At 61.5% G+C, this 19,115-nt stretch carries 18 protein-coding genes; 10 read left to right on the top strand and 8 right to left on the bottom strand.

Annotation, left to right across the window (positions count from 1 at the left end; translation table 11 throughout):
• Positions 1–3: 3 nt before the first annotated feature.
• Positions 4–3,453, bottom strand: a complete 3,450-nt coding sequence (gene mfd / locus RHM60_RS23840) for a transcription-repair coupling factor (protein WP_231423190.1) — start codon at positions 3,451–3,453, stop codon at positions 4–6.
• Positions 3,454–3,793: 340 nt separating this feature from the next.
• Here mfd and RHM60_RS23845 point away from each other — a divergent pair, with 340 nt between their 5' ends.
• Entirely contained in the window at positions 3,794–5,257 is a 1,464-nt protein-coding gene (locus RHM60_RS23845; RefSeq protein ID WP_032870509.1) for a glyceraldehyde-3-phosphate dehydrogenase, read from the top strand.
• A gap of 180 nt (positions 5,258–5,437) precedes the next feature.
• On the opposite strand, the gene RHM60_RS23850 is transcribed toward RHM60_RS23845, so the two are convergent.
• Positions 5,438–5,971, bottom strand: coding sequence for a chalcone isomerase family protein (locus RHM60_RS23850; protein ID WP_209990137.1), 534 nt, complete (start codon positions 5,969–5,971; stop codon positions 5,438–5,440).
• A gap of 214 nt (positions 5,972–6,185) precedes the next feature.
• Here RHM60_RS23850 and sthA point away from each other — a divergent pair, with 214 nt between their 5' ends.
• Complete coding sequence (sthA, locus tag RHM60_RS23855; RefSeq protein ID WP_057009571.1) at positions 6,186–7,580, top strand: Si-specific NAD(P)(+) transhydrogenase; 1,395 nt, start codon at positions 6,186–6,188, stop codon at positions 7,578–7,580.
• Between the two features lie 42 nt (positions 7,581–7,622).
• On the opposite strand, the gene RHM60_RS23860 is transcribed toward sthA, so the two are convergent.
• Positions 7,623–8,345, bottom strand: coding sequence for a glycerophosphodiester phosphodiesterase (locus tag RHM60_RS23860; RefSeq protein WP_057009572.1), 723 nt, complete (start codon positions 8,343–8,345; stop codon positions 7,623–7,625).
• Positions 8,346–8,389: 44 nt separating this feature from the next.
• Positions 8,390–8,968, bottom strand: coding sequence for a PilZ domain-containing protein (locus tag RHM60_RS23865; RefSeq protein WP_209990140.1), 579 nt, complete (start codon positions 8,966–8,968; stop codon positions 8,390–8,392).
• 94 nt (positions 8,969–9,062) lie between these two features.
• Between RHM60_RS23865 and RHM60_RS23870 the strand changes: the two genes are divergently transcribed.
• The 5 genes from RHM60_RS23870 (at position 9,063) to queF (ending at position 13,745) form a co-directional block, all read left to right on the top strand.
• Positions 9,063–10,313 (top strand): lipoprotein-releasing ABC transporter permease subunit, encoded by a 1,251-nt coding sequence (locus RHM60_RS23870; protein ID WP_060549107.1) that lies wholly within the window; start codon positions 9,063–9,065, stop codon positions 10,311–10,313.
• Between the two features lie 7 nt (positions 10,314–10,320).
• Entirely contained in the window at positions 10,321–11,004 is a 684-nt protein-coding gene (gene lolD / locus RHM60_RS23875; protein ID WP_167325114.1) for a lipoprotein-releasing ABC transporter ATP-binding protein LolD, read from the top strand.
• Between the two features lie 62 nt (positions 11,005–11,066).
• Positions 11,067–12,311, top strand: coding sequence for a lipoprotein-releasing ABC transporter permease subunit (locus RHM60_RS23880; protein ID WP_209990150.1), 1,245 nt, complete (start codon positions 11,067–11,069; stop codon positions 12,309–12,311).
• A 24-nt stretch (positions 12,312–12,335) separates the two neighbouring features.
• Positions 12,336–12,848, top strand: a complete 513-nt coding sequence (locus RHM60_RS23885; RefSeq protein ID WP_209990154.1) for a cupredoxin domain-containing protein — start codon at positions 12,336–12,338, stop codon at positions 12,846–12,848.
• Positions 12,849–12,914: 66 nt separating this feature from the next.
• Entirely contained in the window at positions 12,915–13,745 is an 831-nt protein-coding gene (gene queF, locus RHM60_RS23890; RefSeq protein ID WP_322212979.1) for an NADPH-dependent 7-cyano-7-deazaguanine reductase QueF, read from the top strand.
• 54 nt (positions 13,746–13,799) lie between these two features.
• On the opposite strand, the gene RHM60_RS23895 is transcribed toward queF, so the two are convergent.
• Positions 13,800–14,066: a DUF4404 family protein gene (locus tag RHM60_RS23895; RefSeq protein WP_057009578.1), complete on the bottom strand. Its 267-nt coding sequence runs from the start codon at positions 14,064–14,066 to the stop codon at positions 13,800–13,802.
• A gap of 110 nt (positions 14,067–14,176) precedes the next feature.
• Positions 14,177–14,785, bottom strand: a complete 609-nt coding sequence (locus RHM60_RS23900) for an HAD family phosphatase (protein ID WP_231423182.1) — start codon at positions 14,783–14,785, stop codon at positions 14,177–14,179.
• A 195-nt stretch (positions 14,786–14,980) separates the two neighbouring features.
• On the opposite strand from RHM60_RS23900, the gene RHM60_RS23905 reads away from it, so the two are divergent.
• Positions 14,981–15,670, top strand: coding sequence for a VacJ family lipoprotein (locus RHM60_RS23905; protein WP_057009580.1), 690 nt, complete (start codon positions 14,981–14,983; stop codon positions 15,668–15,670).
• A gap of 59 nt (positions 15,671–15,729) precedes the next feature.
• Here the strand turns inward: RHM60_RS23905 and RHM60_RS23910 are convergent, their stop codons facing one another.
• Complete coding sequence (locus RHM60_RS23910; RefSeq protein WP_322212982.1) at positions 15,730–16,026, bottom strand: PilZ domain-containing protein; 297 nt, start codon at positions 16,024–16,026, stop codon at positions 15,730–15,732.
• A 277-nt stretch (positions 16,027–16,303) separates the two neighbouring features.
• Between RHM60_RS23910 and rssB the strand changes: the two genes are divergently transcribed.
• On the top strand, positions 16,304–17,485 hold the full coding sequence (rssB, locus tag RHM60_RS23915; RefSeq protein ID WP_209990164.1) for a two-component system response regulator RssB: 1,182 nt from the start codon (positions 16,304–16,306) through the stop codon (positions 17,483–17,485).
• Positions 17,485–17,967, top strand: a complete 483-nt coding sequence (gene rssC / locus RHM60_RS23920; protein WP_003235194.1) for an anti-sigma factor antagonist RssC — start codon at positions 17,485–17,487, stop codon at positions 17,965–17,967. The genes rssB and rssC overlap by 1 nt, the downstream gene beginning before the upstream one ends.
• Positions 17,968–18,075: 108 nt before the next feature.
• Here rssC and tal read toward each other — a convergent pair whose 3' ends face one another.
• On the bottom strand, positions 18,076–19,002 hold the full coding sequence (gene tal / locus RHM60_RS23925; RefSeq protein ID WP_322212984.1) for a transaldolase: 927 nt from the start codon (positions 19,000–19,002) through the stop codon (positions 18,076–18,078).
• Between the last annotated feature and the right edge of the window lie 113 nt (positions 19,003–19,115).

A 19,115-nucleotide genomic window follows, 5' to 3' on the forward strand; every position in this document is an offset into this window, starting at 1 on the left:
CCTTCATGCAGATTTCGGAATGAGGCGCTCAAACAGCGCCTCCAGGGTATTGAAGCGTTCTTCCGGACGTTCCATCGGCACCATGAATTTGAACAGCGTCGCCCCTTCGAATTTGTAGCGGTTGGGCTGGCCCTGGATCAGCTTGATCAGTACCAACGGGTCCACCGGCGTCTGCGCTTCAAACTCGATGCGCCCACCCTGCGGCCCGGCGTCGACCTTCTTGATGCCCAACTGCTCGGCCTGCAATTTGAGCAGGGTCAGACGCACCAGGTTCTTGGTCGGGTCGGGCAACAGGCCGAAGCGGTCGATCATCTCGACCTGCAGGTCCTTGAGGCCTTCTTCGTCGGTAGCCGAAGCGATGCGCTTGTACAGGATCAGCCGCGCGTGCACATCCGGCAGGTAGTCTTCGGGAATCAACGCCGGCAGGCGCAGGTTGATCTCCGGGCCGCCGCCCAGCGGTTGATCGAGGTTCGGTTGCTCGCCCTTGCGGATGGCTTTGACCGCGCGCTCCAGCATCTCCATATAAAGCGTGAAGCCCACGGCCTGGATCTGCCCGCTCTGGCCGTCGCCCAGCAACTCGCCGGCGCCACGGATTTCCAGGTCGTTGGTGGCCAGCACAAAGCCGGCACCCAGGTCCTGGGTGTTGGCGATGGCTTCCAGGCGCTTTTCGGCGTCCGAGGTGATCTGCTGGCGCGGCGGCGTGAGCAGGTAGGCGTAGGCCTGGTGGTGACTGCGCCCGACCCGGCCGCGCAACTGGTGCAACTGGGCCAGGCCGAACTTGTCGGCACGCTCGATGATGATGGTGTTGGCGCTCGGCACGTCGATGCCGGTCTCGATGATGGTCGAGGCGATCAGCACGTTGAAGCGCTTGTGGTAGAAGTCGCTCATTACCTGTTCGAGTTCGCGTTCGCGCATCTGCCCGTGGCCGATGGCGATGCGCGCTTCCGGTACCAGTTCGGCGAGGTCGGCGGCGCATTTCTCGATGGTCTTCACATCGTTGTGCAGGTAGTACACCTGGCCGCCGCGCAGCAGTTCACGCAGCAGCGCTTCCTTGACCGTGCTTTTGTTCTGCTCCATCACGAAGGTGCGCACCGACAGCCGGCGCGCCGGTGGCGTGGCGATGATCGACAGGTCGCGCATGCCCGACACCGCCATGTTCAGCGTGCGCGGAATCGGCGTGGCGGTGAGGGTGAGAATGTCGACTTCACTGCGCAGCGCCTTGAGCTGTTCTTTCTGGCGCACGCCGAAGCGGTGCTCTTCGTCGATGATCACCAGGCCCAGGTTCTTGATCTTCACGTCGTCCGACAGCAGCTTGTGCGTGCCGATGACGATGTCGATCCTGCCCTCGGCCAGGTCGGCGATGGCGGCGTTGACTTCCTTGGCCGACTTGAAGCGGCTCATCACTTCCACGCTCACCGGCCAGTCGGCAAAGCGGTCGCGAAAGCTGTTGTAGTGCTGCTGGGCGAGCAGCGTGGTCGGCACCAGAATGGCGACCTGGCGACCGCCGTGCACGGCAATGAACGCGGCGCGCATTGCTACTTCGGTCTTGCCGAAGCCGACGTCGCCGCACACCAGGCGGTCCATCGGCTTGGGCGCGAGCATGTCGGCGCGCACGGCTTCGATGGTGGTTTGCTGGTCCGGGGTTTCTTCGAAGGCAAAGCCGGCGCTGAAGGTGGCGTAGTCGGCCTTGGGGTCGGCGAACGCATAGCCCTCGCGCGCGGCACGTCGTGCGTAGATATCGAGCAGTTCGGCCGCCACGTCGCGCACCTGTTCGGCGGCCTTGCGCTTGGCTTTTTGCCAGGTCTCGGAGCCGAGGCGGTGCAACGGCGCCAGCGCATCGTCGCTGCCGGTATAGCGTGCGATCAGGTGCAGGCTGGCCACCGGCACATAGAGCTTGGCGCCCTCGGCGTATTCCATGGTGAGGAATTCGGCGGCCTGGTTGTCGATCTCCAGGGTCTGCAGACCGAGGTAGCGGCCCACGCCGTGGTCGATATGCACCACCGGCGCGCCTTCACGCAGCTCGGTGAGGTTCTTGATCACCGCATCATTGTTGTGGTCGGCGCGTTTTTCGCGGCGACGACGCTGCATCACGCGCTGGCCGAACAGCGGGCTTTCGGCGATCAGCGCCAGCGCCGGGTCGTCCAGCAGCAAGCCTTCATCGAGCGGCGCAATGGTGATCGCCAGGCGCTCCTGGCTGTTGACGAAGTCCGGCCAACTGTCGACAGTTTTCGGCCGCAGTTTGAGGCGCTCCAACAGCTCCAGCAGCACTTCGCGGCGCCCGGCGGACTCGGCGGTAAACAGCACGCGGCCCGGGAAGTCGCCGAGGAAGTTGGACAGCGCTTCCAACGGTTGCGTGGCTTTGGCCTGGATCGACAAGTCCGGCAGGGTCGCGGCGGGGAAGCGCTCGCGGCCACTGCCGGCGTCCACGTCCTGCTGGCTGGCGACCACACGCGGCCAGTTTTTCAGGCGGGCGAAGCAGTCTTCCACCGGCAGGAACAGCTCGGCGGGCGGCAACAGCGGGCGGGACGGGTCGACGCGGCGCTCTTCATAGCGGTTGCGCACGTCGTTCCAGAAGTTTTCTGCCGCCTGCTCGATGCCCGGCAGCGAGAACACCTGGGTGTCCTGGGGCAGGTAGTCGAACAGCGTGGAGGTTTCGTCGAAGAACAGCGGCAGGTAGTACTCGATACCGGCCGGGGTAATCCCGCTGCTCAGGTCCTGGAAGATCGGGCAGCGGCGGAAGTCGACGTCGAAGCGTTCGCGAAAGCGCGCCTTGAAGCGCGTGACCGCGTCCTTCTGCAGCGGGAACTCCCGGGCCGGCAACAGCTTGACCGAGTCGACTTTGTCGATGGAGCGCTGGTTTTCCGGGTCGAAGGTGCGCAGCGTCTCGATTTCGTCATCGAACAGGTCGATGCGGTACGGCAACTTGCTGCCCATGGGGAACAGGTCGATCAGCGCGCCGCGCACGGCGAACTCACCGTGCTCGTACACCGTGTCGACGCAACGGTAGCCGCTGGCCTCCAGGCGCGTGCGCATCTGTTCCACGTCGAGCTTCTGGCCGATATCCAGCACCAGGCTGCTGCCCAGCAGAAATTTGGTCGGCGCCAGGCGGTGCAAGGCGGTGGTGATCGGCACCACCAGCACGCCGTGGGCCAGTTCCGGCAGGCGGTACAGGCTGGCAATGCGCTGGGAAATGATGTCCTGATGCGGCGAGAACAGGTCGTAGGGCAGGGTTTCCCAGTCGGGAAAATGCAGCACCGGCAAATCCGGCGCGAAGAAGCTCAGCTCCTGCTCCAGCCGCTCGGCGCTCTGGCTGTCGGCGGTGAGCAGCAGGGTAAAGCGCTTGGCTGCGCTGGCAGCCTCGGCAATGGCCAGGCTCAGGGCGGCACCGGGCAGGTTGCCCCAGTGCTGTTTACCTGCCGCAGCAGGGAGGAGCGGTAGACGCAGGACGGGCACGGAAGGTTGAGCTCCAAGCGTTGCGACAAAGTCGGTAATTGTAACGGCCAGAGGTGCCGCCTGTCAGTTGCTGACTGTGCCTGATGCGGTTTTCGGGAAATGTAGTGGCTAAGACAAACAATGCTCGGTTTTGACTCAATATGTAGTGCCAAAAACGATGGATATTTCGGAGGGTTACGGACAAGTCGGCCGTGGCGTGCCACTGGTGGCCTTCTGGAACCCGCGTATTTCAAGGGCTGTGGCGGGGTGGTGGTTTTTTGCAAGGGGTTTTTGTTCGCCCTGGCGCATTGCTCATCGCGCACTCGGACGACATAATGTAGCCCCTTTTTTCAGCCCCTACATGTGGAAGGTTCCCGTGACTCAGAAGCCCGACCAGTGTCTTGGTGAATGGATCGACCGTGAAGCACTCGCAGAAGCGATGATCCCGCTTATCGGTCAGCTGTACCGCAATAACAATGTGGTGAGCTCGATCTATGGCCGCAGCCTGATCAACCAGTCTGTCATCGCGATTCTCAAAGCCCACCGCTTTGCGCGTCACCGTTCCGCCGACGACAGCGAACTCTCCGTCCACGAAACATTCCCGCTGCTCAAGGCCATGAGCGAGCTCAAGCTCGGCGCGGCCTCGGTCGACCTCGGCAAACTGGCCTACAAATTCCGCAAGGAAGGCGCCGGCCGCAGCGCCGAGCAGTTCGTGCGTGAAGAAATGGCCGACGTGGTTGGCCAGCAAAGCGCCGCCGCCCGCAAGGGCACCGACGTGGTGCTGTACGGTTTCGGTCGGATCGGTCGCCTGCTGGCGCGCATCCTCATCGAAAAAACCGGCGGCGGCGACGGCCTGCGCCTGCGGGCCATCGTGGTGCGCAAAGGTGCCGACAACGACTTGACCAAGCGCGCCAGCCTGCTGCGTCGCGATTCGGTGCACGGTCCGTTCAACGGCACCATCGTCATCGACGAAGAAAACAGCACCATCACCGCCAACGGTAACCTGATCCAGGTGATCTACGCGAAGAACCCGTCCGAGGTGGATTACACCCAGTACGGCATCAAGGATGCCCTGCTGGTGGACAACACCGGCGTATGGCGTGACGCCGAAGGCCTCGGCCAGCACCTGGCCTGCCCGGGTATCGACCGCGTTGTCCTCACCGCGCCCGGCAAGGGCAAGCTGAAGAACATCGTGCACGGCATCAACCATGGCGAGATCACCGCTGACGACAAGATTGTCTCCGCTGCGTCCTGCACCACCAACGCCATCGTGCCGGTGCTCAAGGCGGTGAACGACAAGTTCGGCATCGTCAATGGTCACGTCGAGACCGTTCACTCGTACACCAACGACCAGAACCTGATCGACAACTTCCACAAAGGCGACCGCCGTGGCCGCAGCGCTGCGCTGAACATGGTGATCACCGAAACCGGCGCCGCCACCGCTGCGGCCAAGGCCCTGCCTGAGCTGGCCGGCAAGCTGACCGGCAACGCGATCCGCGTGCCGACGCCGAACGTATCGATGGCCATTCTCAATCTCAACCTTGAGACTGCCGCCAGCCGTGAAGAGATGAACGAGTACCTGCGCTACATGGCGCTGCATTCGGATCTGCACAAGCAGATCGACTACGTTAACTCGCAGGAAGTGGTGTCCACCGACTTCGTGGGCTCGCGCCACGCCGGTGTGGTGGACGCCGAGGCCACCATCAGCCAGGACAACCGCGTTGTGCTGTATGTGTGGTACGACAACGAGTTCGGCTACAGCTGCCAGGTGGTGCGCGTGATGGAAGACATGGCCGGGGTTAACCCGCCGGCGTTTCCGCGTTAAGCCTGTGTGTTGAAATGAAAAGGCCCCGACTCGTTCGGGGCTTTTTTATGGCGGGCAGTTTGTGTTGTTTGTGAGGGCCTCATCGGGAGCAAGCCCCCTCCCACATTTCGACTGTGTGAATGCAGTCAAACTGTGGGAGGGGGCTTGCTCCCGATAGCGGCGGGGCAGTCAACATTCTTCTCAATTGAGTAACGCGCTGCGCAGGCTGTCGGACAAGCCCTTGGGCGCCAGCCAGATGCCCAGATAGGCCTTCGCCAGCGCCTCATCGCGACTGCTGAACACCACCTTGCCATTGATCTCCAGGTTCAAACCGCGTCCCGGTCGAACATCCAGTGCATAGCGATCGCCGCTGCGGATAGTGCGAAAACTGGCGTGCAACTTGTCCAGCTCCGGCTTTAACCGGGCGCTGGCCTGCTGGCGCTCCAGGGTAGCCGTGGCGGCCTTGATCACATCATTGCGGTCAATGTCGCGAAAGTAATAGAGCTCCAGGCGCAGCGCTTTCTGTTGATCCCAGGCTTGCCTTGCGCTCGAATCCGCTGGCGCATACAGAGCAGCCGCATACACATCCGCCCAGAGATAATTGAGCACCGCCTGATTTTTCAGCACCAGCCCCTCGACCTGCGGCCGGAAAGCCGCTTGCCTGAGCCGGTCGGCATCGTTGGCGTGCGCGGTGATCGACAGCATGAGCATCAAGCAGATAAAGAGTTGTCGCATAATGGCCCTTCCTGAATTCAGCGCTGATTTGGGTGCTGTAGTATGGCAAGACTGGCCTACGACGCGACCAAGGGTTAATGTGCGCGGCGGTGAGCCTTTTATAGACTGTGCCCCGGTTCACACACTTGAGCCAAATTGTCCTTCATGACCGCTGGCCGCGGCATGATTTAGCCAGGCGTCCAACCGTACGCCTGGCCTGTTCTGAGGAGTACGCATGGCTGTCTACAACTACGACGTGGTGGTACTGGGTTCCGGCCCGGCTGGAGAAGGCGCGGCAATGAACGCCGCCAAAGCGGGGCGCAAGGTGGCGATGGTCGACAGCCGTCGCCAGGTCGGCGGCAACTGCACCCACCTGGGCACCATCCCGTCCAAGGCCTTGCGTCACTCGGTCCGCCAGATCATGCAGTTCAACACCAACCCGATGTTCCGGGCGATTGGCGAGCCGCGCTGGTTCTCCTTCCCGGACGTGTTGAAAAGCGCCGAAAAAGTCATTGCCAAACAAGTGGCCTCGCGTACCGGCTTTTACGCCCGTAACCGCGTCGACCTGTTTTTCGGCACCGGCAGCTTCGCCGACGAGCAGACTGTCGAAGTGGTCTGCGCCAATGGCGTGGTCGAGAAGCTGGTGGCCAAGCACATCATCATCGCCACCGGTTCGCGCCCGTACCGCCCGGCGGACATCGATTTCCACCACCCGCGTATCTACGATAGCGACACCATCCTGAGCCTGGGCCATACCCCGCGCAAGCTGATCATCTACGGCGCCGGTGTGATCGGCTGTGAATACGCCTCGATCTTCAGCGGCCTGGGTGTGCTGGTCGAGCTGGTGGACAACCGCGACCAGTTGCTCAGCTTCCTCGACTCGGAAATCTCCCAGGCGTTGAGCTACCACTTCAGCAACAACAACATCACCGTGCGTCACAACGAAGAGTACGAGCGGGTCGAAGGCCTGGACAACGGGGTGATCCTGCACCTCAAGTCCGGCAAGAAGATCAAGGCCGACGCCTTGCTGTGGTGCAACGGCCGTACCGGCAACACCGACAAGCTGGGCATGGAAAACATCGGGGTCAAGGTAAACAGCCGTGGCCAGATCGAAGTGGACGAGAACTACCGCACCTGCGTGACGAACATCTACGGCGCCGGCGACGTGATCGGCTGGCCGAGTCTGGCCAGTGCGGCGCATGACCAGGGTCGTTCGGCCGCCGGCAGCATTATCGACAACGGCAGCTGGCGCTATGTGAACGACGTGCCGACCGGGATCTACACGATTCCCGAGATCAGCTCGATCGGCAAGAACGAGCACGAGCTGACCAAGGCCAAGGTGCCTTACGAAGTGGGCAAGGCGTTCTTCAAGAGCATGGCGCGGGCGCAGATTGCCGGTGAGCCGCAAGGCATGCTGAAAATCCTGTTCCACCGCGAGACCCTGGAAGTGCTCGGCGTGCACTGCTTCGGCTACCAGGCCTCGGAGATCGTGCACATCGGTCAGGCCATCATGAGTCAGCCGGGTGAGCAAAATACCCTCAAGTACTTTGTGAACACCACGTTCAACTACCCGACCATGGCTGAGGCCTATCGGGTAGCCGCCTACGACGGCCTCAACCGGCTTTTTTGAGCGGCTCCGGCCGGTGGCCTGAGCCGGCCGGGGAGACCGATTTCAGTAATTCCCGAGGGTGGCAGTGGCCAAACCGGGAAAGTCTGTAATCAGGCTATCTACGCCGAAGTCGGCGAGCCTGCGCATCAGCGCAGGTTCGTTGACTGTCCACACCGACACGTGCAAACCCTGGCGCTGGGCTTTTTCCAGCCGTTCAGGGGTGCACAGTGTCCAGTTCAAGGCCAGGTACTCACAGCCGTAGTTCTGCGCGACCTTCAACGGATCGAGCCAGGCGTATTCGGCCACCAGCCCGCGTGACAGGTCCGGGGTGAGGTCCACCGCCGCTTTCAATACTTCCCGCGAGCTTGAGGTGACGGTGACCTTGTCCATCAGGCCAAAGCGCACGGCCATCTCGCGAATCGCCAGCACGGTGGTCGCGGCGCGGGTGCGTGAGGCGCTTTTGACTTCCAGTTGCCAATGATCGAAATCGCACTGTTCGAACAACTGCTCCAGGCGCGGGATAGGGCACGGCTTCACCCAGCCGGGTCCGCCTTTGCGCGCATCCATTTTCACCAGGTCCGCCGCTGAATACTCGACCACCTTGCCGCGCCGGTCGGTGGTGCGCTTGAGGGTCGGGTCGTGGATGACCATCAGCTCGCCGTCCATGGACAGGTGCAGGTCCAGTTCGCAGCGGCGTACGCCGTGCTTGAGGCATTCCTGAAAGCTGGTCAGGGTGTTTTCCGGTGCTTCGCCTTTGGCACCGCGATGGCCGTAGATCAGGGTCACAGTTGCTCCTTTGCGCCAGGGTGGCTGGCGTAGTGAATTCGTAGTCAGAGGTCGTCGCTTTGTTCCCGCGCCAGGCGGCGTTCCTGCGCCTGTTTCTGCAGGATGTAGCGTGCCAGCAATTGGCGTTGGGCATCGGTCATGGATTCGAATTCCGTGGCCACCTCAAAGCCGTCGTCCTGTGGCGTGCACTGGGTGACTCGCGCACGCAGCAGCAGGCCGAGCGCCTGGGGCATCAGCACCAGCTTGACCGCCAGGTGCGAATCGGGTGCCACGGGGGCCGGGTGATGGAAGTCGATGCCGCCCTCGGAGATGATCACCGGCTGCGGCGCGCCGACTTCATCGAGCAGGCCGCGCGCCATGATCTGGCTGAGCAGGTCCAGACGTTTGTTCTGCACGCGCAGGAAGGCGGCGAGGGTGCGATCCTTCTCGCTCAGTTGGCGCAGCAGGTGCTGGGCTTCGAATTCGCTGAGGTGCAGTTCGCTGAGCAGATTGAACAGCGGTGAATCATCTAGCAACACTTCCTTGCCCGCCGCTTCGGGGGCCGACAAGGTTTTGATTTGAAGTGCGATCATGTCGTCGATACGGTAGTATTCGCGGCGCTCTTCTTCATCTAATGTCGACATGGCGAACCCCAGTTAGCGGCAATGGTCTGAGTGTAAAGCTGCTGACCAGCCCCCGCCACCGGGACGTCTTCTTTTCCTCCGAACAAGCCCCGACATGTTCAGACCTCTCTTCGTATTTATCGGCACGCGTTATACCCGTGCAAAGCGTCGCAATCATTTTGTGTCGTTCATTTCCCTGACCTCGATGATCGGTCTCGCCCTGGGCGTGGTCGTGATGATCGTGGTGCTGTCGGTGATGAACGGCTTCGATCATGAGATGCGCACCCGCGTGCTGGGCATGGTGCCCCACGCGACCATCGAGGGCGATGCACCGATCAGCGACTGGCAAAGCCTGGCCGCCAAGGTCAAGCAGAACCCCAAGGTGCTGGCCGTAGCGCCCTTTACCCAGATGCAGGGCTTGCTGACCCATGACGGCAAGGTGCAGAAAATCCTGCTCAATGGCGTCGACCCGGCCCAGGAACGCAACGTGTCGATCATCGACAAGTTCATGTTGCAGGGCAAACTCGACGACCTGGCTCCCGGCAGCTTCGGTATCGTGATCGGCGACAAGGCGGCGGCCAAGCTCGGCGTGGGCGTCGGCGACAAGCTCACCTTCGTCGCGCCGGAAGTGACCGTGACCCCGGCCGGCATGTTCCCGCGCATGAAGCGCTTTACCGTGATCGGCACCTTCCACGTCGGCGCCGGCGAGATTGACGGTTACCTGGGCCTCACCAACCTCACCGATCTTGCGCGCCTGCATCGCTGGCAGCCGGACCAGGTGCAAGGCCTGCGCCTCAAGTTCAACGACCTGTTCGATGCACCGCGCGGCGCCTGGGAAATTGCCCAGCACCTGGGCGAGTCCGAGTACTACGCGCGCGACTGGACCCGTACCCATGGCAACCTGTATCAAGCCATCCGCATGGAAAAAGCCATGATCGGCCTGCTGTTGCTGCTGATCGTCGCCGTGGCCGCGTTCAACATCATCTCCACCCTGGTGATGGTGGTGAATGACAAGAAGGGCGATATCGCGATCCTGCGTACGCTCGGCGCCACGCCGGGGCAGATCATGGCGATCTTCATGGTGCAGGGCACCGTGATCGGCGTGGTCGGCACCCTGATCGGCACGGCGGTCGGGATCCTGGCCGCACTCAATGTCAGCGCCGCGATTGCCGCGCTGGAAAAAGTGCTCGGTCACAAGTTCCTCAACGCCGACGTCTACTTCATCGACTACCTGCCGTCCCAGGTTCAGGCCCAGGACGTGTTGATGGTGGGCGGCGCCGCGTTGGTCCTGAGTTTTCTTGCCACCCTGTATCCAGCCTGGCGCGCGGCGCGTACCCAGCCAGCACAGGCCTTACGTTATGAGTGAATCGGGCATGAGTGAAAAAGCAATCCTGAGCTGCCGCAACCTGGGCAAATCCTACGAGGAAGGCCCGGAGTCGGTGGTGGTGCTGTCCAACCTGCAACTTGAGTTGCACCCGGGCGAGCGCGTGGCGATCGTCGGCAGTTCCGGCTCGGGCAAAAGTACCTTGCTCAACCTGCTGGGCGGCCTTGATACGCCGTCCAAGGGCAGCGTATGGCTGGCTGGCGAAGAACTGTCGGCCCTCGGTGAAAAGGCCCGTGGCCAGTTGCGCAACCGCTCGCTGGGCTTTGTGTACCAGTTCCACCATCTGCTGCCGGAATTCACCGCGCTGGAGAACGTGTGCATGCCGCTGCTGATCGGCAAGACCGCGATCCCCGAAGCACGCCAGCGCGCCAAGGCCTTGCTCGAGCGCGTGGGCCTCGGCCATCGCCTGGAGCACAAACCGGCCGAGTTGTCCGGCGGCGAGCGCCAGCGTGTGGCGATTGCCCGCGCCCTGGTCAACAACCCGGGACTGGTGATGCTCGACGAGCCCACCGGCAACCTCGACTCCCACACCGCCCAGGGCATCAAGGACCTGATGCTGGAACTGAGCACCCAGATGCGCACCGCGTTCCTGGTGGTGACCCATGACATGAGCATGGCCCGCCAGATGGATCGCGTGCTGCATCTGCAGGAAGGTCATCTGGTCGCCATCTGACCCGTTTCAGGCCCGGTGCTTCACGTGCCGGGCTTTTTCATTTTTTCAGACGGTGCCCGCTAATGTTCAGACCGTTATCGATTTTCATCGGCACGCGCTATACCCGCGCCAAGCGCCGCAACCGTTTTGTCTCGTTTATCTCGATGACCTCGATGATCGGCCTCGCCCTGGGCGTGCTGGCGATGATCGTGGTGCTCTCGGTGATGAACGGTTTCCAGCGTGAAATGAGCTCACGCATCCTCGGCATGGTGCCCCACGCCACCATCGTCGGCGTGAAGCCGATGGACGATTGGCGGCCGGTGGCAGCGGCGGCGATGAAGAATCCTGAAGTGACCGCTGCCGTACCTTTCACCCAGATGGACGGCATGTTTTCCTACAAGGGCGCCATGCAGCCGATCGAGATCAGCGGCGTCGACCCGGCACAGGAAGGCAAGGTGTCGATCGTGGCCCAGCACATCGTGCGCGGCAAACTCGACGACTTGAAGGCCGGCGAGTTCGGCGTGGTGATCGGTGACATCACCGCGCGGCGCTTTCGCCTGAACGTGGGCGACAAACTGACCCTGATCGTGCCGGAAATCAGTACCGCCCCCGGCGGCATCACCCCGCGCATGCAGCGCTTGAACGTGGTGGGTATCTTCAAGGTCGGTGCCGAGCTGGATGGCTCCATGGCGTTGATCCATATGGCCGACGCCGCCGAGATCCAGCATTGGCAACCCAATCAGGTGCAAAGCGTGCGCCTGGCGGTAAAGGACTTGTATGCGGCGCCCAAGGTCTCGGCCGATATCGCCGCCAGCCTCGGTGCGGCCTACAAACCGGATGACTGGACTCACACCCAGGGCAGCCTGTTCAGTGCGATGAAAATGGAAAAGACCATGATCGGCCTGTTGCTGCTGATGATCGTCGCCGTGGCAGCGTTCAACATCATTGCCACCCTGATCATGGTGGTGAACGACAAGGGCGCGGACATTGCGATTTTGCGCACCATTGGCGCCACGCCACGGCAGATCATGGCGATCTTCATGGTGCAGGGCACGGTCATCGGGATTGTCGGCACCCTGATCGGCGGCGTGCTGGGGGTGATTGCCGCGCTTAATGTAAGCGAGCTGGTGGGCTGGCTGGAGCGGGTGAGCGGGCAGCATATCTTCAGTTCGGACGTGTATTTTGTCAGCAACCTGCCCTCGGAGCTGCAAGGTGGGGATGTGCTGCTGATCTGCACGGCGGGGTTTGTATTGAGCTTTCTGGCCACGCTGTACCCGGCGTACCGGGCGGCGAAAATCGAGCCGGCGCATGCCTTGAGATATTCCTGATTAGATCATTGTGGGAGCGTTGAAATGACCTTGCGTACATCCTTGTTATTGGCAGGCTGCCTGCTGGTGTTGAGTGTCGATGCTCTGGCCGACGCGGCGCACGGCTTCGCCTTTGGTCATCCGTCGGCGGCGGATAAAGCCACGCGCAGTGTCGAGGTGACCCTGCAGGACATTGCGTTCGCGCCCAAGTCCCTGGATGTAAAGGCCGGCGAGACCGTGCGCTTTGTGCTGGTCAACAAAGGCCAGTTGCTCCATGAATTCAACCTGGGCGACGCGGCGATGCATGCCGAGCACCAGAAGGAAATGCTGCAGATGCTGGCCAGCGGCATGCTCACGTCCACTGGCATGGCGAAGATGGATCATGCTGCCATGGGCCATGGTGCGATGAAGCACGATGACCCGAACAGTGTGCTGGTGGAGCCGGGTAAAACCGCCGAGCTGACCTGGACCTTCGCCAAGGCCACCGGTCTTGAGTTCGCCTGCAACCTGCCGGGGCACTATCAGGCAGGAATGGTCGGCACGCTGACCGTTGAGTGAGGCGATGATTAAGGGCGGGCGCAAAGGCTGGTAGACTGGCGCGGTTTATTTAGCCAGGTTCCCGTCATGCATCCCGCCGCCGAACACTCACCGCTGGGCAAGTCCAGTGAATACATCAGCACCTACACCCCTTCGTTGCTGTTCCCGATTCCGCGCGCCGCCAAGTGGGCCGAGCTGGGCCTGAGCGCCGAGACCCTGCCGTACAAGGGCGTGGACTTCTGGAACTGCTTCGAACTGTCCTGGTTGTTGCCTTCGGGCAAGCCGGTGGTGGCCATCGGCGAATTCAGCATCCCGGCCGACTCGCCGAACATCATTGAATCCAAGTCCTTCAAGCTGTACCTCAATTCGCTGAACCAGACCGCGTTCGCCGATACCCAGGACCTGCAAGCCACACTGCACAACGACCTGAGCTTTGCCGCCGGCAAGCCGGTGAGCGTGCGTATCCGCAGCCTGGCCGAGGTCGAGGCCGAAGGCGTGATGGCTTTGCCGGGTGTGTGCATTGATGCGTTGGATATCAGCGTCAGCAACTACGAGCGTCCGCGTCCGGAACTGCTGCGCTGCGACGATTCGCGCGTGGTGGAGGAGAGCGTGCACAGCCACTTGCTCAAATCCAATTGCCCGGTCACCAGCCAGCCGGACTGGGGCAGCGTGGTGGTGGACTATCGCGGTGCGGCGTTGGATCACGCCAGTCTGCTGGAATACCTGGTGAGCTTTCGCCAGCATTCGGACTTTCATGAGCAGTGTGTGGAGCGGATCTTTCTCGACCTGCAGCGCTTGCTCAAGCCTGAAAGGTTGACGGTGTACGCGCGCTATGTGCGCCGTGGCGGGCTGGATATCAACCCGTATCGCAGCACTGAGGAGGTGGCGTTCCAGAACGTGCGTCTGGCGCGTCAGTAGCCTGCACATAAAACCCAATGTGGGAGGGAGCAAGCTCCCTCCCACATGAAGCGTTTAGATACCGATGTTGCCCAGGGTGATCATGATGTTGCGCAAGGTCCCGGAAATAACCGGGTGATCAGCGTCGAACTCAATGGCCGCCTGATTCACGTCGTCGGAAATGCTCGGCGTCTGGGTGGCCGGCTCCAGTTCAAGTTGCGTTTCAAACCTGGCAAGCAGGGCTTCCAGCGCTTCACGCTTTTCGGCCGGCAGTGGCGGATCCTGTTCCAGTTGCTCGCGCAGAATGTTGACCTGTTCTTGCAGTTTTTCGCGGGCAGGCATGGTGTTCTTCCTTTTATCGATAGGCACTGGCATAGACCGCGGCGTGCCGCGAAAGGTCTACGGGCTGATCGGTAGATTAATCCACTGCGGCCCGCCGTGCATGCTCTCGATCAGGGCTTCTCGCCTTTGAGCCGGCGCAGGCTGATGTCCGCCAGGCAGGTGCCGAGTTCACCGAGGTGGTCGATCACCGAGTGCACACCCAGCCCATACAGGGCCACAGTCGCCTTGCCGCGCTTTTGCTCGCGTTGCTGCTCGGTGAGCGCTTGCCACTGCTCGGGTGCCAGGCCGCACAGAGAGCCGCAGGAAGCCAGACCGATGGTCCACAGGCCGGCGTTGAGGCCCGATTGCAGCAGGCGCGGCTCGCCGCTGACCAGCACGCAGCCTTCCAGGCGTTCGATGTTCAATTCCATCAAGGCTTGCCAGCACGCATGAGGCGCGGGCCAGCGAATGGAGGAGGGCGATGTGGCCTTGATCCAGGCGGGCAGCGTAGCCGCCAGGGGCGCGGTCACCGAGGGCGGCAGTTCATCCAGCCAGGCGCAGGGCACGCCTTGTTCCTTCAGGCTGCGCAGACTGTTCAGTGCGCCGGGGGTGGCTTGGGAGTCGGGGGCTGGCGAGTCATTGCGGGCCAGGGAACCGAAGTCCACCAGGCAGCCACTCAGGCCAAATAGCACGGCAGTCAATGACGGGGCCGTGGCGACGGCAATCTCGGCGTGTGGCATCAGAACATCCCTGAAATAGCTCTGACGCTATCGAGTCGGCATGACAAATAAATGACACCGAGGCTGATTGTGAGAAATTTGCGCATTTTTCGTAAGACGTTTCCAGGTGGCTGCCTAAACCCGCACTTCCGTCATATACTGACGGCCAAATTCAGGGCATAGCGCCCATGACAGATCATTCAAGGAGCAAAAGCTATGCGCTGGAGCCAGTACTTCGCTCAGCTGTCGGTGTGTGCCACCGTACTATTCGTACCCTTTGCTGCACAGGCGGCATCGGAAGATGATCCATGGGAAAGCGTCAACCGCCCCATCTTCACCTTCAACGATACGGTTGATACCTACGCCCTCAAGCCAATTGCCCAAGGCTATCAGTTCATCACTCCGCAATTCGTGCAGGACGGCGTGCATAACTTCTTCCGCAACATCGGCGATGTCGGCAACCTCGCCAACAACGTGCTGCAGCTCAAGCCGCACAACGCTGGCGTGGACACCGCCCGTCTGTTGGTCAACACCACCTTCGGCGTGCTGGGCTTCGTCGACGTCGGCACCCGCATGGGCCTGCAGCGCAGCGATGAAGACTTTGGCCAGACCCTCGGTTACTGGGGCGTGGGCAGCGGTCCTTACGTGATGCTGCCACTGCTCGGCCCAAGCACCTTGCGTGATGCGCCGTCCAAATACGTCGACAGCTACACCTCGCCGTACCGCTACATGAATGACATCGACTGGCGCAACAGCGTCTTCGGCTTGAACCTGGTCGATACCCGCGCCAGCCTGCTCGACAGCGAAAAACTGATCACAGGCGACAAATACACCTTTATCCGTAACGCTTACCTGCAGAACCGCGAGTTCAAGGTCAAGGACGGCAAGGTCGTCGACGACTTCTAAGTCGAGACGTTTTGAAACGAAAAAGGCGACCCAATGGTCGCCTTTTTTGTGCGCAGCTTTTAGCGCATTTTCAGGATCCTGAGCCCCAGTTGCTGTTCTTCGCCCGTCGTCTTGGCCCATACCACTTCGGTATCAGCCTCCAGGCCCTTGAGGGCGGCGTGCTCCGAATCGATGCGGACGGTCAGCTGATCGCCGACGTTGAACTGGCGAGGTGCCTGCACCTGCATGCCGGAACTGGAAAGGTCCACGCAAACCCCGGCAATTTCCTGCCCGGCATGGATCAATGACACATCGGCATCCACCCGCATGCGGATGAAATCGCGTTTTTCAGCGTAGTCGCGCTCGTGTTCGCTCACAGGTTCCATCCTTACTTTGTGTTGTGGTGGTAGCTGTTCTTATAACTCCCGGTGATTTGCGGTGTAAAGAGGCTCGGCGACCATCGGCGTGAGCTTGAAACCCCTGACGGATGGGAGTACCGTCTGCGCCTTAGAAGGGCACCTCTGCTTTACAGTTGTGCGTGGGCAAAACGCCCGTGCTTTGTAGGACAGAGAGGCTAGAAAGCGAATCCAGTAGTGTGAGCCCGGCCATTGTCGCGCTGCCTACGCCAACCTAATTCTGGCGCCGTTTGCCCACATGCAAAAAACCAGTGCCACGCTGCTGATAATCGATGACGACGAAGTAGTGCGCGCGAGCCTCGCGGCCTATTTGGAAGACAGTGGCTTCAGCGTCCTGCAGGCCAGCAATGGCCAACAGGGTCTCCAGGTGTTCGAGCGCGACCAGCCCGACCTCGTGATCTGCGACCTGCGCATGCCCCAGATGGGCGGCCTGGAGCTGATCCGCCAGGTGACCGAGCGCGCGCCGCAGACGCCAGTGATCGTAGTGTCCGGTGCCGGCGTGATGAACGATGCCGTCGAGGCCCTGCGCCTGGGCGCCGCCGATTACCTGATCAAGCCCCTGGAAGACCTGGCCGTGCTGGAGCATTCGGTGCGCCGCGCCCTTGACCGCGCGCGCCTGCTGCAGGAAAACCTGCGCTACCGCGAAAAGCTCGAAACCGCCAACCGCGAACTCGAAGCCAGCCTGAACCTGCTCCAGGAAGACCAGAACGCCGGTCGCCAGGTACAGATGAATATGCTGCCGGTGAGCCCCTGGACCATCGACGACTTTCAGTTCGCTCACCAGATCATCCCTTCGCTGTACCTGTCGGGAGATTTTGTCGACTATTTCCGCGTGGATGAGCGCCGTGTGGCGTTCTACCTGGCCGACGTGTCCGGGCACGGGGCGTCCTCTGCATTTGTCACCGTACTGTTGAAGTTCATGACCACACGGCTGTTGTTCGAGTCCAAGCGCAATGGCACGCTGCCGGAGTTCACGCCTTCGCAGGTGCTGGGCCACATCAACCGGGGCCTGATCAGCTGCAAGCTGGGCAAGCACGTAACGATGGTGGGCGGCGTGATCGATGAAGAAACCGGTCTTTTGACCTACAGTATTGGCGGTCACCTGCCGATGCCTGTTCTATACACTCCAGACAGTGTGCGTTACCTGGAAGGCCGTGGTCTGCCGGTGGGCTTGTTCAATGAAGCCACCTACGAAGACCATATCCTGGAACTGCCGCCGACGTTCAGCCTTACGCTGATGTCCGACGGCATCCTGGATCTTCTTCCAGAGCCTACACTCAAAGAGAAAGAAGCCGCCTTGCCCCAAAAGGTCAAGTCGGCGGGCGGCAGCCTGGATGGCCTGCGGCAGGTTTTTGGATTGGCCACGCTGGGGGAGATGCCGGATGATATCGCCCTACTGGTGTTGAGCAGGAATCTTTGATGAGTACCGGAAGAATCCAATTCGCCGAGCAGGACGGAACCTTCGTCCTCAAATTCGTCGGTGAAGTGCGCCTGACCTTGTGTTCAGCGCTGGATGCGACGATTGAGCGGATCTTCACTGCGCTGAACTTCTCGGCGATCGTGATCGATCTGACCGAAACCCGCAGCATCGACAGCACCACCCTGGGGCTGCTGGCCAAGCTGTCCATTCTGTCGCGGCAGAAGGTCGGCCTGTTGCCCACCGTCGTCACCACCCACGACGACATCACCCGGCTGCTGCAGTCCATGGGCTTCGATCAGGTGTTCAACATCGTCGACCGTCCGATCCCGTGCCCGGAATGCCTCACCGACCTGCCGTCCCAGGACCAGTCCGAGGAGATCGTGCGGGTCAAGGTGCTGGAAGCGCACAAGATCCTGATGGGGCTCAACGAGTCCAATCGCGAAGCCTTTCACGACCTCGTGAATGCTCTCGAACGCCACTGATCCCCCACTGCTGGAACACAATCAAATGTGGGAGTTCGGCTTGGGATCAGCGACCACAAAAAAGGGCGGCACCCTCACAGGTGCCGCCCTTTTTGCTGCTGCCTGCCTTTACAGCTTGGCAGTCAACAACGCCTCCAGCTTCTCCTGATCGCGGGCAAACTGACGAATCCCCTCCGCCAGCTTCTCGGTCGCCATCGCATCCTCGTTGGACTCCCAACGGAACTGCGCTTCAGTCATGTGCACCCGCGCTTCACCGGCATGGCCTGGCGCCAACTTGCGCTCCAGCTTGCCTTCATCGGCCGCCAGCTTCTCCAGCAGGTCCGGGCTGATGGTCAGGCGATCACACCCGGCCAGCTCTTCGATCTGGCTCAAGTTACGGAAGCTCGCACCCATCACGACGGTCTTGTAGCCATTGGCCTTGTAGTAGTTGTAGATGCGCGTCACCGACTGCACGCCCGGGTCATCGGAACCGGTGTAGTCGTTGCCATTGGCCTTCTTGTACCAATCGTAGATACGGCCCACGAACGGCGAAATCAGGAACACCCCGGCCTCGGCGCAGGCTACGGCCTGGGCAAACGAGAACAGCAGCGTCAGGTTGGTCTGGATGCCTTCCTTTTCCAGTTGCTCGGCGGCGCGGATGCCTTCCCAGGTGGAAGCGATCTTGATCAGCACGCGGTCGCGGCCAACGCCGGCTTTGTCGTACAGGTCGATCAGACGGTGCGCACGCTTGAGTACGGCGTCGGTGTCGAACGACAGGCGGGCATCCACCTCGGTGGAAATACGCCCCGGCACCACCTTGAGAATCTCCTGACCCACCGCCACCGCAAAACGGTCACTGGCCAGGCCGACATCGCCGTTGCAGTCCTGCACACACTCGTCCAGCAGCTTGGCGTAGCCCGGGATCGACGCGGCCTTGAGCAGCAGGGAAGGGTTGGTGGTAGCGTCCTGCGGCTTGAGCTTGGCGAGGGTGGAAAAATCGCCGGTATCGGCTACCACGGTGGTGAATTGCTTGAGTTGTTCCAGCTTGGAAGTCATGGGCGTGCTCTGTCCTATGGGTCTGATGACATTACCCGAGCGCCAGCAGGCGCTCAAGGGCGCAAATGCGTTCGATCGTTTGCGAGGGCAACAACCTGAAAACAGCCGTTTGA

It is taken from the genome of Pseudomonas sp. MH9.3 (assembly GCF_034354675.1).
Lineage (GTDB): Bacteria > Pseudomonadota > Gammaproteobacteria > Pseudomonadales > Pseudomonadaceae > Aquipseudomonas.

What these genes read in the sequence shown, in the direction of transcription:
- RHM60_RS23845 (WP_032870509.1), top strand. Translation starts at nt 3,794, where the DNA reads ATGTGGAAGGTTCCCGTGACTCAGAAGCCCGACCAGTGTCTTGGTGAA.
- RHM60_RS23850 (WP_209990137.1), bottom strand. Translation starts at nt 5,971, where the DNA reads ATGCGACAACTCTTTATCTGCTTGATGCTCATGCTGTCGATCACCGCG.
- sthA (WP_057009571.1), top strand. Translation starts at nt 6,186, where the DNA reads ATGGCTGTCTACAACTACGACGTGGTGGTACTGGGTTCCGGCCCGGCT.
- RHM60_RS23865 (WP_209990140.1), bottom strand. Translation starts at nt 8,968, where the DNA reads ATGTCGACATTAGATGAAGAAGAGCGCCGCGAATACTACCGTATCGAC.
- RHM60_RS23870 (WP_060549107.1), top strand. Translation starts at nt 9,063, where the DNA reads ATGTTCAGACCTCTCTTCGTATTTATCGGCACGCGTTATACCCGTGCA.
- lolD (WP_167325114.1), top strand. Translation starts at nt 10,321, where the DNA reads ATGAGTGAAAAAGCAATCCTGAGCTGCCGCAACCTGGGCAAATCCTAC.
- RHM60_RS23880 (WP_209990150.1), top strand. Translation starts at nt 11,067, where the DNA reads ATGTTCAGACCGTTATCGATTTTCATCGGCACGCGCTATACCCGCGCC.
- RHM60_RS23885 (WP_209990154.1), top strand. Translation starts at nt 12,336, where the DNA reads ATGACCTTGCGTACATCCTTGTTATTGGCAGGCTGCCTGCTGGTGTTG.
- queF (WP_322212979.1), top strand. Translation starts at nt 12,915, where the DNA reads ATGCATCCCGCCGCCGAACACTCACCGCTGGGCAAGTCCAGTGAATAC.
- RHM60_RS23895 (WP_057009578.1), bottom strand. Translation starts at nt 14,066, where the DNA reads ATGCCTGCCCGCGAAAAACTGCAAGAACAGGTCAACATTCTGCGCGAG.
- RHM60_RS23900 (WP_231423182.1), bottom strand. Translation starts at nt 14,785, where the DNA reads ATGCCACACGCCGAGATTGCCGTCGCCACGGCCCCGTCATTGACTGCC.
- RHM60_RS23905 (WP_057009580.1), top strand. Translation starts at nt 14,981, where the DNA reads ATGCGCTGGAGCCAGTACTTCGCTCAGCTGTCGGTGTGTGCCACCGTA.
- rssB (WP_209990164.1), top strand. Translation starts at nt 16,304, where the DNA reads ATGCAAAAAACCAGTGCCACGCTGCTGATAATCGATGACGACGAAGTA.
- rssC (WP_003235194.1), top strand. Translation starts at nt 17,485, where the DNA reads ATGAGTACCGGAAGAATCCAATTCGCCGAGCAGGACGGAACCTTCGTC.
- tal (WP_322212984.1), bottom strand. Translation starts at nt 19,002, where the DNA reads ATGACTTCCAAGCTGGAACAACTCAAGCAATTCACCACCGTGGTAGCC.